Source organism: Duffyella sp. Ts4 (assembly GCF_051851875.1).
Classification (GTDB): Bacteria; Pseudomonadota; Gammaproteobacteria; order Enterobacterales; family Enterobacteriaceae; genus Duffyella; species Duffyella gerundensis.
The window spans coordinates 16,529-30,923 of sequence record NZ_JBLYPN010000003.1; the positions used below are offsets into that span (position 1 = coordinate 16,529).

Consider the following 14,395-nt stretch of genomic DNA (forward strand, 5'->3'; position numbering starts at 1 on the left):
CCGTTAAGCGTTTACTAATAGTTAGGCTGTCACTTTTCTTAGGAGGAAGGGTGAAAAATAAGTTTATGTACCAGACTGTACAATCTGTATCAGCAGGAAATCAGTTAGCGCGTTTAGTAATAAAAAAAGTGACGCAGGCGGTCGCCAAACAGGAAGCTAACATTCCTCAAACTCATCGAAAATTTCCAACCCATGAACAAACTGAGCTGCTGATGCCTCATCAACCCTGTCTGATTGCCTCACTTCCTTTCACTATAGTTTACATCTGAGTGCATTTCAGTCAAAAAGCGCAGCGATCGCGCTACGTGAATTCTGGATAATTGCCAGGGGTTCAGGGCGTCAGATTTTACGTAGCGCAACCACAATAAAACCCAATATTCTGATCTGGCCAGTGATATTTCTAAGCGGTAATCGTCCGTACGCTTACTTTAGGATGAGTATGAAAAACGTCGATCCCCGATATAGCTTCATATAATGCCAATTATATAAAGTTATATAGTAGAATTTGCAGTCAAGTTTCTTCATTTCATCCTTCTGATCGCCTGATTAACGGAATAGCCGCGTGCGGATCCTTCATGGTTTCCGCCATGACTTTTCAAAAGAAAACGATCATTTTTCAGATGGCTTTACCTGCTTACGTTCAACCCATCTGTGCAAATCATCACTGGGGCAAACTTCTTGCGGCTTTGAGGGAAAGCAGTTAATAAAAACCGCGCCATTAGCGCGGTATGTAACGGATGAATGCGAAAGTGACCTGTCAGTTATGGATCCTGTTGGAGTCAGCTAGCCTCCCCGCTATCACTGTTTATTTTCCAGCACATCTTTAACCTTTTGTTCACTGATCGGCTCGACATGATTGCCCCACTCGCCACGAACGTAATTCACCACGTCCCGCAATTGCTCATCGCTTATTTCGCCCTGATAAGCGGGCATTTTATAAGGAATGTTGCCTTTAGTAACCGGCGTCTCAGCGCCCCAGGCGATAACTTTGATCAAATTAGCAGGATCCTCCGCGTTTACCGCCGCGTTATTCACCAGAGAAGGCACGTTGTAATCGGTTCCCTTGCCGTCGGTAGCGTGACAGGTTGAACAATAACGGAAATAAAGCGCGTTGCCCGATGCGTTTTTCGTCGTAGCGCGTTCCGATAAGACAACGCGATCGTCATGGGCTTTATCACTGTTGAGACTCAATAAATAGGCGCTGACCGATCGACGATCCGCTTCGGTCAGATATTGCGTGCTCTGGGTGATCACTTCACTCATAGGCCCGGCGACCGCAGCATGGCGGCTTCTTCCGCGATGTAACAACGCTTGCAGCTCGTCATCAGAAAGCGTCAGGTCTCTTAATGATGGCGCAAACCAGCCATCAATCGTTGCGCCGCTGAGATAAACCGGATCCGCGCTGTCATAGGCTTTTTCCTGCTGCGCAATGCCTCTCGGTGTATGGCAGGCACCGCAATGCCCCGGCCCTTCCACAATATATTTGCCGCGCATGATCCGGTTTTGCTGGGGATCCTGCGCGACAGCGGTGCCTGCGGCTTTTTCGGTAAAAAGACCATTCCAGATACGCAGCGGCCAACGCGGCGAAAAATACCAGGGAATCTCGCTGTCTCGATTCTTTTGCGCCGACGGTTTTACGCCGTGCATAAAATAGTCATACAACGACCTGATATCTTCCTCTTTCATTTTTGCATAGGAAGGATAGGGCATCGCCGGATAGAGATAATGCCCGTCCCGCGCAATACCCTGACGCACAGCACGGTCAAATTCTTCATAAGAGTACGCGCCAATTCCCTGTTGCCGATCGGGCGTAATATTGGTTGAGAAAATATCGCCGAGCGGCGTTTGAAATCTTTTGCCACCGGCCATTTCGTCGCCGTTCTCCTGGGTATGGCATGCCACGCAGTCTGCAATACGCGCTACATATTCTCCCTCGGCAGGACTGGCAAAGGCGCTGGCAGAGAAGAGCACCGCAAGAATTGGAATCAACTTAAACATGTTATTTTCCTCAGCCGATTGCCTGGAGTTCATTAACGGCGCGCCAGGCCTGATCGATTGCCGCATGCGCGTAGGCACTCCAGTCGGAATCAGAATTGGCGATGGCAATACGGCCAACCGGTTTGCGCGCCTCTTTGATAATCTCAGGCATTTTATCGAGGTCATCAAACAGCGGGCTGGCGTAGTAGGCGTAGCCATGCGCCCAGCGGTTAACGGTGATGCCAACAATGTCGCGCTGGTGGTCAAAGCCTGCGCCGCCCAGCATCTCCTGTAACTGATCGCGGATCATCGCCTCGTGAGTATCAAACGAGGTGCCAAGCAAATAGGCGCGGCCGCGCCTGAACTGTTCACGCGCGGTGAGGTTGCTGCCCGGCCAGGTCGGCACATAAACCATATGCAGTACCATCGGCTCATCATCATTTTTCGGGTGCTGATAGTCACCCATGCTGACCGGATAATCGAGCTTCACCCGGCTGTATGGCGCCGCCGGGCAGTAAAACTCGTGAATGCCCAATGCCTTAAAGGATGACCAGTTTTTGATCGCCACATTGGTATAAACCAGCGGGGCTTTAACGTTCATGCGCAGATACTCTTGCTGCGGTTTCGGCGTCTCTGGCACCAGGAACGGAATCATCATGTTGTAGCAGGCCATGATCGCACTGCGGCCGCGCACCCGATGAAGCTTGCCGGCGTTGAGGTAAGTCACCACCACGCCATCGTCGCTGTTTACGGCGTTAACCACGATGCTGTTCAGGCGCAGGCGCGTGTTGTTCTCCTGACGATCAAGTCGGCTGTAATCGAGCCGTGAAGTGAGCGAATCTTCCATGGTGCTGCCAGCCAGCGCTTCCGGGATCAGATGGCGCACCAACAGCCGGGTTAAACCCGCGTTGCCGTCGGGAAAATGATAGGTGTAAGGCTCGTCAAGATCGGCCTGTGCCTCCTCCTCCAGTGGCGGCAACTGCATCGCCTCCATGCCAGGCAACGCGCAGGCTCGCGCATCGTTGCAGGAAATGCCTTCGATGCCGATGGCGAAAAAGTCATTGGTGCGCTGCTGGAAATAGAGCACAGCCATTTCGCTCAGTCCGACTTTCTTGAGCAGGAATTCCCGATAGCTGTGGGTGTCCAGCCACTCGGTTTTCTCATCAACACTCATCGGCTGCAGATAATCTTTTGGCCTGACGTGCAGATCGATCAGCGCCTGTTTATCCCCCTTGGCAAGCGGGAAATCGTTGATAAAATCTTCTATATTGCGGCCGTTCAGCCTGTCTGGTGGAATATCATCGGAGACGGCCCGCCCCGGATCGCCACTTACAATTCGGGTTTCGCCAAAATTCTTTTTATCGAAGAAAACACCGCGGCTCAGATTTTGATCGGGATAAAAGTTCTGATCAAAACACTGCTTCATTTTTACCACGCTGATGCCAACGTCCTGCAGCAGCTTATTGGCTACCGGACTGAAGTTATTGGCAGGCGACTGGAATGATTCACTGCCGCCATAGCCGACCAGGGTTTTCTTGCCGACGGAAAATTCATTGCGTTTGGCATGTCCGCCAAAATCATCGTGATTATCCAGAATGAGAATTTTTTTATCTTTACCGGCTACCTGCTGCCAGAAGCAGGCGGCCGCCAGACCACTGATGCCGCCGCCGACAATCACCAGGTCATAGTGCTCTTCGACGGGAAGCGCATCGAAATTAAAATTCTCATGTTCGCGACCCAGCGCGTGGGCATTTTCAAACGAGCCTGGGTGATTACCGCGTAAACCCATCAATGCAGGCGGATATTGCGCATCGCCATCAAGCATTGTTGCATGGCCCGCGGCCTGAAGCAGCTCCAGCGGCGTCAGGCCGGCAGCAACCGTTAAGGCAACGCCATTAAGAAAATCACGACGGGTAATTGGCATACTAAACCTTAGATATTGATTAATTAATTCATTTTAAAAACAGGCGGAAGGCGCGTAATAACGGCCGAGAAACGGTTATAAAGGCGTTAGATTGGCTGTCGTATAATGCAGCTGTAAACGCGCAGAACGCTATGCTGACCACACCGACGTTTGCCGATGCGCTGGGAGGCTATTCTAATTCAACAGGCAAAGTAAACCGATAACTTTTTGCCCGATTAATCAACTACAAGCAGGACCAGTGCATGAGGTCAGGCAGCGGTTTTATTCATGGTAAGCATTATTCAACAGGATGATGGCAAGCTCCGGCCAGCCACTCGCATCAGAGTCATTACCTCTATAAAGATTTATTTCTACTGTCAGGTTCAGTTGCCCTCAACGATATAACCGGTCCGCCCATTTCCAGCACGAATGTGACAAGTGTCACAACATTGATACGGATCAAAAGTGCATTCCAGTAAATACAGTTTAATGCCCTCATGATTTAATTCGTGCTGAAAAATAAGTATGACAAATCTTGAGCAAGAAGCGCTAATTAACCGTGCCATCACCGCGCACTTCCGCCATGGAAAACGAAGCGGCACACATGTTGAGATTCCCGATCGCAGGCGATGTGAAGTGCTGGAAGTCGATGATAAATGGTACTGCACCTTGCGCAATAACAGCGGCGTGATCGCCTGCTACCGAGTTTGTCGCGTCTGTGACATATGGGTGCTCAAATTGCTGCCCCACCGCTGGCCAGCTGAGATCGGCGCGTAAAGGATAAGTCAGCGTAAGCCCGGTTTTACTCTGCTGGCAAAGGGTAGGAGGTGCTATATGCAACATCATTCAGATCTCTGGCTGAACCTTTTTGGCGTCGTGCTGTTGATCTATATCGTTCTGGATATCTGTATCAACCAGTCGAAGCGCGATAAGTGATCTCTGGCAAGAACAGGCGATTAATTTATCTTAAGTAAAAAGATTTACCGCTATTAATCAAGCGTATAAGGATTACTTAATCTGCAACGCCTGATTATTTCGTCACGGGCAACCGGCTCCAACATAAACACATTGAGATCGGGCAAATGCGTGAGCAAATTTGTGTTGAATCGCAAGAGAAGCAGCTGAGTAAAGAGGCCGAAAAGGCATTTGATGCCATGTTCGCGCGCTATCAGCAATGGATTGATCACCTGGTGCTTTGCACGCCACGCCTTATCAACAACTTTGTGATAAGCGCAGCGAAAACCTGCGTCGCAGAGCAGACCGCTCCAGAAGATCTGGCTGCGGCAACGAAGCGGCTGGCAGACTATCTGCGTTTGCATCATCTCTGATCAGATACGTTGCGATACCGGCTTAGCCCGATGCCGCCAACAACGCAATCAGGAGTTTTTTATGCCCTTGTTATATGGCTGGATCGGGTTTAACGCCCTCTTTCTCGGTTTTACCTGGCGGTTTGGAAACCCGGTTAAAGCCGGTATCGGTTCTGCCGCTGTTCTGGCAGCGCTCATTTTCGCAATCCACGGGTGACTTATGACATTACTGACTCAACCTGCTGAAGAAGCCATTCGCTGGCTGCGCCAACAGTTGCCAGGCGTAAAGCACGACTATTTTATGTGGGATCTGGAAAACGCCCTGCGCGATGTCCTGCGCCATTATGGCGTCGACGAGGAGGTCATCGAAACCTTTAACATCGAGCGCTTTGTGGCGCTTCAGGATGCAGCGGAAAGCGTGCCGACCACAAAGCTGCTGGCGTTTATCTTTGTTAGCGAAGATAACGATTTCGCGATTAGCGCATCGGGCACCGTTTACCGCAAACGTTCTGCCTACCTGTGGCAGCAAACCGAGCTGGAGGAAAGCAGGATTCGTTTACATGCCCGATATCAAGGTCAGCAGCTTATCGATGTGCTGTCGGATGAGCAGCATACATCTGCACCGTCTTCAATCCGTGTCAGTAACGTCGTGAACATTCAACGTGGTGGTAAACAGCTGTCGGCAAAGTCGTAAAGGTCTTACTGCGATATCTGAGCAGTCTAAAAGCCGACTGTTTTACGTCGGACAATATCGCTTATCATCTTTAGCTGACGATGAAGGTGCCCGGTTTTAAAAGGCCATCTAAATTGCCTTCACTGCTGTAAAAACGGAGTAAAAAATGCAGAAAACCCTCTTAATAACGCTGATGGCGTTGGCCCTTGCTGGCTGTAAAACGCAGAAGACAGAGCAAGATCCGACTCCCGCACAGAATGTCGCAGCGGCGCAAGCCGGTGGCCATCTCTATAGCGATGCACTGCTGGACGTGATCGCCGATGACCAGTGCTGGGTAAGCAAAGTGAATGGCTTCGCACCTCGCGCCGTGAAGCAAGTCAAAGCGGATATGTGGCAGGTGAGCACGCAAATGGACATCACCCTTTCGGTATTAAAGCTCGGGCCTGGTAAGTGCGACATTACGTGGATGGATGAACAGGGACACTCCGGGATTCTCACCGCCAAATAATGTCCGGTGCTCGCATCAGCGCCCTGCTGGTGCGATTTTATTTAACGCTTATAACCCAGTAAGCCGCCTTTTTGCAGTGACAACGTCACAAAAAATCCATCTCGTTATCTCTGTTTGCCGTCCGGCGAATTCATGATGCGCTTCAAACAATCACAATCCCGTATGACCGGCGATGAAATTTTCATTGCGCGTTTTAATCGCCTGTTTCACATTGGTAGAACGTTCTACCTACAATAAAAACGCGTTTTTTGCGCCAATAACTGCCTTTAACCGGGGATTTACTATGAGTGTGATATCAGGATTAACACGTTCGCTGTCCAAATTGTCGATGATAGGCCGCGCCCTGATGCTGCCCATTTCATTGTTGCCCGCAGCGGGATTGCTGTTGGCGTTTGGCGATAAGTTTCACTTACCGCTGATGATGAATGCGGGTGGTGTAATCTTTGATAACTTGCCGCTGCTGTTTGCCATTGGTTCGGCGGTTGGGCTGGCGTCGGAATCGGGTATCGCTGCGCTGTCGGCGGCGGTTTCGGTATTTATTACTAACGTTACCATCGGCACCGTGCTCTCCATTACGCCTGAAATGGCGGCGCAGGGCGGCAAGTACGCCATGGTGGTAGGCATTCCAACGTTGCAGATGGGCGTCTTCGGTGGGCTGCTGTGCGGCATTCTTGCGGCCTGGTGTTATAACCACTTCCACACCATACAGCTGCCGGAGTTTCTTGGCTTTTTCTCCGGCAAACGCTTTGTGGCGATTGCCACCGCCTTTCTCTCATTTCTGCTTGGCCTGCTGCTGCCCTATATCTGGCAATATATTCAGTCCGGCATCGATGCGTTGTCGGTGGTGGTAAACGGCGATAATCAGGCCGCCTCAACCTTTATCTTTGGGCTGGTTGAACGCGCGCTGATTCCGCTGGGTCTGCATCACATCTGGTATCCCTCGTTCTGGTACTCCTTCGGCGATTACACCACTCAGGCTGGTCAGGTGATCCATGGCGATCAAACTATCTGGTTCAAAATGCTGGAAGAAGGCGTGAAGTCGTTCAGCAGCGACAGCTATCAAAATGCCGGTAAGTTTATGCAGGGTGAGTTTCCGCTGATGCTTTTTGCCCTGCCAGCCGCCTGTCTGGCGATGTATCATGAAGCGCAAACCCGCAACAAAAAGATTGCAGCGGGGATTCTGTTTTCCGCCGGGCTAACCTGTTTCCTTACCGGTATTACCGAGCCGGTAGAGTTTACCTTTATCTTCGTGGCGCCAATCCTTTACGTCTTTAATGCGATCATGGCCGGGCTTTCCTATATGTGTATGTATCTGCTGCATGCGCACATCGCCAAATCATTTTCTGCTGGCCTGATTGACTACATTTCATTTGGCATCCTGCCATCGTTTAACGGCTTTCAAACCAACTACCTCAACGCCATTATTATCGGCGTGCCGATGGGTCTGATTTATTACGTCACCTTCCGCTTTGTGATTCGGCGGTATGACATCAAAACGCCGGGGCGCGCCGATGTCACTGCTGACGCCAGTAATAAAACCGATGACGAACTGGCTACCGAAATTATTGGCCTGCTTGGCGGCGCGCATAACATCGCCTCAGTCGGTGCCTGCATTACCCGCCTGCGTGTAGAAGTGGCTCAGGGACCACAGGTTGATAAAGATGGCCTGAACGGGTTGGGCGCGCGCGGTGTGGTCTTCGTCGGCGACAAGGGCGTGCAGGTGATTTTCGGTGCCCGTGCGCAGTTTATTGCGCAACGTATGTCCGCCATACTGGGAAAATAATGGGTTTACTGAGCGAAATAAGGCTGCCAGCCACCTGCGGGCAGCCTTATGCTATACGGATGATTAGCGTGCATTTTTCAGGGAGCAACGGTGAAAAGAGTCAGTATTGTTGATGTCGCCAAAGAGGCCGAGGTGTCGGTTTCCACCGTGTCGCTGGTGCTGCGACAGAAAGGAAAGATCTCTCCCGCCACCATTGCACGCGTACAGCAGGCGATGACCACGCTGGGCTATGTTCACAACGTGGCCGCCGCCAATTTACGCGCCAGCACCTCCAATCTGATTGGCCTGATCATCCGCGACTTCAGCGACAGCTTCGCCATCAAGGTGATGGCCAGCATCGTGCAGGAGCTGGAACGTCGGCAATATATGGTGCTTCTCGGTCAGCCGCAAAACGATGAAGAGGCACTCGAACGCTGCCTGCTGTCGTTTAAGCAGCAGGGCGTCGCAGGTGTCATCTATTTGAATTCTGATGTCACTGCTTCTGCGTTGCCGGAAGCGATTCGTCGCTGTCCGCTACCGCTGGTGGTGGTGTCGCAGTCTCTTTCTGAAGAGAAGTGTGATTTGGTGATGCGTGATAACCGGCAGGCGGCCAATCTGGCAACCCGTTATCTGATAGAGCGTGGACACCGCAATATCGCCTATATTGGCGGCGGAGAAAGCGATCGCATTCGCCAGCAGCGTCTGCAGGGTTTTCGCAGCGCGCTAACGCAATACGGCATGATTTTCCGTGAGGAGTTGGCGCCCGCCTGCGATGAAAGCACTCGCGCCGCTGGCCTGGTGACCCGTAAGCTGCTGGAAAAAAACAATGCCGTTACCGCGCTGCTCTGCCATTCTCCCAATGCGATGCTCGGCGGTATCAGCGCCGTACACCAGGTTGGCCGCACGTTAGGCAAGGATCTGTTTTTAACCTCTCAGGTCGCGCTGTTGGGATTTGAGGATATGCTGCACGTGAACCTGACTTCGCCTTCCCTGACCTACGTTTCCTCTGCCAGTGAGGAGACCGGCTGTCAGGCGGCCGGATTGATTCTGCGCAAGATTAATGAGGCCGATTTGACGCCGCAGCGGATTATTCTCTCCGGCCAGCTGGTGATTCGTGAATCGGCATGACGATGGTTATCGAGGTGTGGTCCGAACGCGTAAGCGCGGCCTGCGGCTAACGCAGAATAAGCGCAGCGAGTAACCCGATAACCGAGACAGCTGACATCAACAACACATTGCTACTGTAGGTTTGTAGCGCCGTGGAATCCTCGTGACGCAGGGCTTTAAAACGCGCAAGCGCACGGTTTGGGTTGAATGCCTCGATCTCTTCAAACTGCTTTTCAAAGCCTTTGACCGCCAGCAAGGCGGCGTTTTCAACGTCTGACCTTTCCAGCACCACGACGTCCTTGCCCTTCTGAAAAAAACAGTAATCTGGCATCTGCTGCTCCTTGAGTTATATTTTTGCATCTGGGAAATAACCAGATTCGCTGTATTGACGTAATTTAGCAATCGACATATTCGATTTTAGCGTGCCTCAGAAAGAACACTTTTTTGTTAAGTTTGTCCGCTGGTTTCGATGCGCGGATATGCGACAACTCATCGCTGTTTCCTCTGGTGCGCTACATCCACGGCTGAATCGGGCTTCAGGATTCAGGGCAAACCTTCAAGCCGAAAAGGAGACAGAAATGCACGGACCCGATCCATCAGATAAACACCCCATGGCGCGTTTTCCTCAGGTCTGTTTTATTAAGAACACGGTGAACAATCCCAATATTATCGTTGGTGATTACACCTATTACGATGATCCGGACGACTCAGAAAATTTCGAACGCAACGTGCTTTATCATTTTCCCTTTATTGGCGATAAGCTGATCATCGGGAAATTTTGCGCGATTGCCCGGGGCGCGCAGTTCATTATGAACGGTGCCAACCATAAACTTTCCGGCTTCTCGACCTTTCCCTTTTATATCTTCGGCAAGGGTTGGGAAAAAACGCTGCCACAGGCCGGCGAGCTGCCTTACAAGGGCGACACGGTGATTGGCAATGACGTCTGGATGGGTTATCAGGCACTGATTATGCCCGGCGTAACCATTGGCAATGGCGCGATAATCTCCTCTCGATCGGTGGTCACCGCTGATGTTCCTGCCTATACCATTGTGGGTGGCAACCCGGCTAAGGTGATTAAGCAGCGCTTTCCTGCTGAGATCATCGCCGCGCTTGAGCAACTGGCCTGGTGGGACTGGCCGATAGAGAAAATCACCCAAAATCTGCCCGCGATCATGTCGGCCGATATTGCGGCTTTCGTCGATTAGCAGGCACGGCTTTAACACTATCTGGAGAATGCATAATGAATACGTTGCGTTGTCCGGTCATCCAACAGAATAAGGAGGTTGCTCATGCCCGTGCGTTTTCCGGCAAAACTGGTTCCGGGAGATCTGATTGCGATCACTGCGCCTTCTTCTGGCGTGCCAGCCCATTTACATCCACGTCTGGATCTGGCGATAGCGAATCTCAAAGCGCGAGGTTATCGGGTTTATGAAGGGCGTTGCCTGCGCGAACAGTATAAAAATCAAAGCGCGAGCCCTTCGTTGCGCGCCGAAGAGCTGACATTCTGCTTAACCGAGCCTGAAATCAAAGCCGTTATGCCGCCGTGGGGCGGTGATTTAGCCATTGAGTTGCTGGAGCTGCTCGATTTTCAGATGTTCGCGCAGGCTGCACCCAAATGGTTCACCGGCTTCTCAGATCTCAGCACGCTGCATTTTCCCTTAACCACGCTGTCAGGCTGGGCGACCGTTCACGGCCCTAACCTGATGGATTTAGCTGCCAGAACGCCTGATGCCACCACCCAGGCGATATGGCGCGTGCTTGAAGGCGAGCGCGGTGAGCGGCTCGAACAGCAGGCCTCGGCGGCGTTTCAGCCTGGGGAAAACCAGTGGGGCCCAGCATCAGATGCGGCTTTCAACCTGACCGAAAAAACCCGCTGGAAACATCTTGATGGCGTTACTGCCTCCGCCTGTTTCCAGGGGCGCTTGATCGGCGGCTGCCTGGATATTATCGCCAGGCTGGCAGGCACGCCTTTTGGTCATTTGCCGCACTTTGCACAGAGAAATAACGAAGAGGGCATTATTCTCTATTTTGAAAATGTTGAGATGGGTCCCTGCGAATTAACGCGCGCCCTGTTCAGCCTGCGATTACAAGGCTGGTTTACGCACCTTAATGGCATTCTGATTGGCCGCAGCGCCGGACCGAATAACGATGATGCCTCGCAGCATCAATACATTGATGCGCTGCGCGCTGCCCTTGGCGATCTGACTATTCCGGTGATTTACGATGTTGATATCGGCCATATTCCGCCGCAGATGACGCTGGTTAACGGCGCCAGTGCCGCGGTGACATTTACCGCAGAAGGCGGTTGTCTGACCCAACAGTTATAACGTCAAACCTGCATCACATTCCTGACCGGCAATGTCGCGTCGCGTCATCCGGCTGATAGTATTGATCTCAGACGATCTGACAGGAGCGTGAGATGGCAAAAGATCACAGCTTTAACCGCAAAAAGTCCCGGGCACTCGGCATTATGCGAGCAAAAGGCATAAAGGGCGACTGGCTTTCTCCCCTGCCGCATCGCTTGCTGTGGAAAGCGGGCTTAACATTCATTCCGCCCTGCTTTGCCCGCTTTTCCAGCAATATGCTGATATTTGGCCTCTTCTACTCGCTGCTGTGGGGCGTAGTGATGTGGTTTATGTTTTGGCAGCGTCAGGAAATGGGCATCGTCGTGGCAGTGCTGACAGCGTTGCTGGCAGGCGCGCTGTTCGGCCTGTTTATGGCGCTCCTCTACCGTTGGTACAGAAAACGCCACGCGCTGCCGCAGTGGCATCAGCTCTGAACCACAACAATTACCCTTTCGCGTGGCGAATAACCGATTACGGCGCGAGCTGTGTGGTGTAATTCGCCGCCACCCAGCGATATCCCTGACCATCGCGCATCACATGACCCAGCCCGGGAAAAGCGATATGCGCTGCCGCTACCCATGCACCCTGATCGGCGGCCTTTGCCAGCACGCGCTTGCGGGTGTCGATCGCCTGCTGCTGATTGACATCAAAATGAATCGCTACCTGCGGATCCGGCAGTTGCACCGCCTTAGCGTGAATAATGTCGCCCCACAACATCAGCGTTTGCCCTTCACTTTCAACCCGGTAGATCACGCTGCCCGGCGTATGGCCTGCACCCGCCATCGCGTGAATGCTGTTCAGCAGCGTTGCGGGTGCGGTAAAGGTTTTCAGGCGGTTAGCGGCTGCGACCGGGCCAATTGTCTGCGCGCTTTCCGCAAACGTGTGGCGCTGGCTGGCTTCAACCTTGTTGGCATTATTGGGGTTCAACCAAAAATCAGCGTCACGTTTGTCGACGTACACCATGGCATTAGGGAACGCGAGTTTGCCTGCGCGTGAGACGCCACCGGAGTGGTCGGCATGGATATGCGTCAGCAACACCGCGTCAATCGTGTTAGCGGGATAACCTGCCGCCGCGAGATTATCCAGCAAATGCCCGCCCTTGTGACCAAACAGATCGCCCGCGCCGGCATCAACCAGAATGCGCTGCTGACCGTTATCGATTACAAAAGCATTGATAGAGGTCTCTGCCTGAGACGTCATCGCCTCCGCGGCCATGCGCCGCTGTAATTCCTGTGGCGAGATGTGGGTTAACAGCTTATCCAGCGGCACGGTGACCGTGCCGTCTGATACGGCTGTGATGCGGAGTTTGCCCAACATCATGCGGTAGTAACCCGGTACCTGCTGATTCAGTTCGGTCATCGGCGGTTCTGCGGCCATGACAGGGGCAGCGAAGCCTAACACGGCGCATATAGCGAAAACTATTTTCATCTTTTTTCTCTCCGGCTCATCGAATTGTTTCGGTCCGTTGAGTATCCTGAGCGCCAATACTTCATTCAAATCGATTAATTTAATGAGCAGTATCAGGGAAAATGATTTTCGTCACATCGATCTCAATTTGCTGATTGTCCTGCTGGTGCTGCACCGCGAAGGCAGCGTTTCCCGCGCCGCGCAGAAGCTGCATCTCGGTCAACCGGCGGTCAGTGGCGCGCTTGCCCGGCTGCGTGCGCTGTTTGATGATGCGCTTTTTGTCCGCACGGCAAACAGTATGGTGCCGACGCCTCGCGCCGAAGCGCTGATCGCGGCGTTGGCGCCTGTGATGGAACAGATGCAGCAACTGTTGTTCCAGCCGCCTGCGTTTGACGCCCTTAATGATGCGCATACCTTTCGCATTGGCATGAGCGACTGGGTGGAAAGCTGGATAATGCCTGCGCTGATGGCAGCATTAGCGCAGCAGGCGCCTGGCATTGATGTCGTCATTGTCGCTACCGATCCCTTTCGCGACGGTGAAAAGCTGCAGCAGGACAAGGTTGATGTCGCTCTTTCCGTGGGACAACAGACGCCAGCTGGCCTGCTCCGTGACAATGTCACTAACATGGCCTTCGCCACGCTGTGGGAGCCCAACCAGCTGGATTTACCTTCGCCGCTGTCGTTAGCGGATTATGTGGCGCATCAGCACCTGCTGGTCTCTTATCGTGGTGCCAGCCATAGCGCAATTGACGACCGGCTGGCAGAACAAGGATGTTCCCGGCGCGTGCGTTACGTGTCGCCGCATTTTTCGTCGTTACCGCTGATTATTAAACAAATGCCCGCGCTGGTGACTGTTCCGGCAGGCCTCTCGCGGGCATGGCAGCAACACTATCTGTTGGCAGCGAGCGCAGTGCCAGTTGATACCGCTGCTATCCCGTTATCGCTGTTATGGCACAAGCGACGCGATGGCGATCCGGCGCTGCAATGGCTGTTGACCTTGTTGCGACAGGTGATGAAGCAAGCGTCTGACTAACCGACATTCAGAACGGCTACTGGCCAAAACCGGCACTTGCCGTCACTGGACAAGCGGCGCCCGAAGCGGATTTCAGCCTGCCACTTCACGCGGCAGCTATTTTTTAAGTAGCCGATCAGTCACGGCCAGTAAGAGAAAAAGTGCGCCTACCGTAATGCCCGCTATGGTTTCCGCAGACAAATGACCTGCTCCACTCGTCAGGCCAACCGCCACGCCGACCATCACGCAAATAAGCAGGGAAAAAAGCTCCAGCCTGAGCCGCCGAAAAAAACGTTTTTTCGTCTCGCAATGAGACGGTCGATTGTGCATGGCGCCCCCCATTTTTTATACAAGCTTGAGAACTCATCATTTCTCTGTAACAGCAATCATCATA

The 14,395-nt window shown here is 52.6% G+C and carries 15 protein-coding genes; 11 read left to right on the forward strand and 4 right to left on the reverse strand.

Annotated features, from left to right (window positions below):
- Nucleotides 1-50 precede the first annotated feature (50 nt).
- Nucleotides 51-269 carry a hypothetical protein gene (locus ACJY2L_RS05480; RefSeq protein WP_439213126.1) on the forward strand — a complete coding sequence of 73 codons (219 nt, stop codon included), beginning with the start codon at nucleotides 51-53 and terminating at the stop codon, nucleotides 267-269.
- A 529-nt stretch (nucleotides 270-798) separates the two neighbouring features.
- Here ACJY2L_RS05480 and ACJY2L_RS05485 read toward each other — a convergent pair.
- Both ACJY2L_RS05485 and ACJY2L_RS05490 read right to left on the reverse strand, forming a co-directional pair.
- Nucleotides 799-1,998, reverse strand: coding sequence for a c-type cytochrome (locus ACJY2L_RS05485; protein WP_439213127.1), 1,200 nt, complete (start codon nucleotides 1,996-1,998; stop codon nucleotides 799-801).
- A 10-nt stretch (nucleotides 1,999-2,008) separates the two neighbouring features.
- Nucleotides 2,009-3,901 carry an NAD(P)-binding protein gene (locus tag ACJY2L_RS05490; protein ID WP_439213128.1) on the reverse strand — a complete coding sequence of 631 codons (1,893 nt, stop codon included), beginning with the start codon at nucleotides 3,899-3,901 and terminating at the stop codon, nucleotides 2,009-2,011.
- Nucleotides 3,902-4,405: 504 nt separating this feature from the next.
- Between ACJY2L_RS05490 and ACJY2L_RS05495 the strand changes: the two genes are divergently transcribed.
- From ACJY2L_RS05495 to ACJY2L_RS05520, 6 genes are all read left to right on the forward strand, one after another.
- Nucleotides 4,406-4,657, forward strand: coding sequence for a hypothetical protein (locus tag ACJY2L_RS05495; protein WP_439213129.1), 252 nt, complete (start codon nucleotides 4,406-4,408; stop codon nucleotides 4,655-4,657).
- 305 nt (nucleotides 4,658-4,962) lie between these two features.
- Nucleotides 4,963-5,208, forward strand: coding sequence for a hypothetical protein (locus ACJY2L_RS05500; protein ID WP_439213130.1), 246 nt, complete (start codon nucleotides 4,963-4,965; stop codon nucleotides 5,206-5,208).
- Between the two features lie 199 nt (nucleotides 5,209-5,407).
- Nucleotides 5,408-5,881: a hypothetical protein gene (locus tag ACJY2L_RS05505; RefSeq protein ID WP_439213132.1), complete on the forward strand. Its 474-nt coding sequence runs from the start codon at nucleotides 5,408-5,410 to the stop codon at nucleotides 5,879-5,881.
- A 145-nt stretch (nucleotides 5,882-6,026) separates the two neighbouring features.
- Entirely contained in the window at nucleotides 6,027-6,368 is a 342-nt protein-coding gene (locus ACJY2L_RS05510) for a hypothetical protein (protein WP_439213133.1), read from the forward strand.
- Between the two features lie 283 nt (nucleotides 6,369-6,651).
- Nucleotides 6,652-8,151 (forward strand): PTS transporter subunit EIIC, encoded by a 1,500-nt coding sequence (locus tag ACJY2L_RS05515; RefSeq protein WP_439213134.1) that lies wholly within the window; start codon nucleotides 6,652-6,654, stop codon nucleotides 8,149-8,151.
- Nucleotides 8,152-8,241: 90 nt separating this feature from the next.
- On the forward strand, nucleotides 8,242-9,258 hold the full coding sequence (locus ACJY2L_RS05520) for a LacI family DNA-binding transcriptional regulator (protein ID WP_439213135.1): 1,017 nt from the start codon (nucleotides 8,242-8,244) through the stop codon (nucleotides 9,256-9,258).
- Nucleotides 9,259-9,304: 46 nt separating this feature from the next.
- Here the strand turns inward: ACJY2L_RS05520 and ACJY2L_RS05525 are convergent, their stop codons facing one another.
- Nucleotides 9,305-9,568, reverse strand: a complete 264-nt coding sequence (locus ACJY2L_RS05525) for a hypothetical protein (protein ID WP_439213136.1) — start codon at nucleotides 9,566-9,568, stop codon at nucleotides 9,305-9,307.
- Nucleotides 9,569-9,815: 247 nt separating this feature from the next.
- Here ACJY2L_RS05525 and ACJY2L_RS05530 point away from each other — a divergent pair, with 247 nt between their 5' ends.
- From ACJY2L_RS05530 to ACJY2L_RS05540, 3 genes are all read left to right on the forward strand, one after another.
- Nucleotides 9,816-10,442 carry a Vat family streptogramin A O-acetyltransferase gene (locus tag ACJY2L_RS05530; RefSeq protein WP_439213137.1) on the forward strand — a complete coding sequence of 209 codons (627 nt, stop codon included), beginning with the start codon at nucleotides 9,816-9,818 and terminating at the stop codon, nucleotides 10,440-10,442.
- An 84-nt stretch (nucleotides 10,443-10,526) separates the two neighbouring features.
- Entirely contained in the window at nucleotides 10,527-11,564 is a 1,038-nt protein-coding gene (locus ACJY2L_RS05535) for a S66 family peptidase (protein ID WP_439213138.1), read from the forward strand.
- 92 nt (nucleotides 11,565-11,656) lie between these two features.
- On the forward strand, nucleotides 11,657-12,016 hold the full coding sequence (locus ACJY2L_RS05540; RefSeq protein ID WP_439213139.1) for a DUF6404 family protein: 360 nt from the start codon (nucleotides 11,657-11,659) through the stop codon (nucleotides 12,014-12,016).
- A 37-nt stretch (nucleotides 12,017-12,053) separates the two neighbouring features.
- On the opposite strand, the gene ACJY2L_RS05545 is transcribed toward ACJY2L_RS05540, so the two are convergent.
- Nucleotides 12,054-12,959, reverse strand: a complete 906-nt coding sequence (locus ACJY2L_RS05545; RefSeq protein WP_439213493.1) for an MBL fold metallo-hydrolase — start codon at nucleotides 12,957-12,959, stop codon at nucleotides 12,054-12,056.
- Between the two features lie 133 nt (nucleotides 12,960-13,092).
- On the opposite strand from ACJY2L_RS05545, the gene ACJY2L_RS05550 reads away from it, so the two are divergent.
- Nucleotides 13,093-14,022, forward strand: coding sequence for a LysR family transcriptional regulator (locus ACJY2L_RS05550; protein WP_439213140.1), 930 nt, complete (start codon nucleotides 13,093-13,095; stop codon nucleotides 14,020-14,022).
- Nucleotides 14,023-14,395: the final 373 nt, after the last annotated feature.

Excerpts from the sequence above, each read along its gene's own strand:
- ACJY2L_RS05485 (WP_439213127.1), bottom strand. The coding sequence starts at position 1,998 with ATGTTTAAGTTGATTCCAATTCTTGCGGTGCTCTTCTCTGCCAGCGCC.
- ACJY2L_RS05490 (WP_439213128.1), bottom strand. The coding sequence starts at position 3,901 with ATGCCAATTACCCGTCGTGATTTTCTTAATGGCGTTGCCTTAACGGTT.
- ACJY2L_RS05495 (WP_439213129.1), top strand. The coding sequence starts at position 4,406 with ATGACAAATCTTGAGCAAGAAGCGCTAATTAACCGTGCCATCACCGCG.
- ACJY2L_RS05500 (WP_439213130.1), top strand. The coding sequence starts at position 4,963 with ATGCGTGAGCAAATTTGTGTTGAATCGCAAGAGAAGCAGCTGAGTAAA.
- ACJY2L_RS05505 (WP_439213132.1), top strand. The coding sequence starts at position 5,408 with ATGACATTACTGACTCAACCTGCTGAAGAAGCCATTCGCTGGCTGCGC.
- ACJY2L_RS05510 (WP_439213133.1), top strand. The coding sequence starts at position 6,027 with ATGCAGAAAACCCTCTTAATAACGCTGATGGCGTTGGCCCTTGCTGGC.
- ACJY2L_RS05515 (WP_439213134.1), top strand. The coding sequence starts at position 6,652 with ATGAGTGTGATATCAGGATTAACACGTTCGCTGTCCAAATTGTCGATG.
- ACJY2L_RS05525 (WP_439213136.1), bottom strand. The coding sequence starts at position 9,568 with ATGCCAGATTACTGTTTTTTTCAGAAGGGCAAGGACGTCGTGGTGCTG.
- ACJY2L_RS05530 (WP_439213137.1), top strand. The coding sequence starts at position 9,816 with ATGCACGGACCCGATCCATCAGATAAACACCCCATGGCGCGTTTTCCT.
- ACJY2L_RS05535 (WP_439213138.1), top strand. The coding sequence starts at position 10,527 with ATGCCCGTGCGTTTTCCGGCAAAACTGGTTCCGGGAGATCTGATTGCG.
- ACJY2L_RS05540 (WP_439213139.1), top strand. The coding sequence starts at position 11,657 with ATGGCAAAAGATCACAGCTTTAACCGCAAAAAGTCCCGGGCACTCGGC.
- ACJY2L_RS05545 (WP_439213493.1), bottom strand. The coding sequence starts at position 12,959 with ATGGCCGCAGAACCGCCGATGACCGAACTGAATCAGCAGGTACCGGGT.
- ACJY2L_RS05550 (WP_439213140.1), top strand. The coding sequence starts at position 13,093 with ATGAGCAGTATCAGGGAAAATGATTTTCGTCACATCGATCTCAATTTG.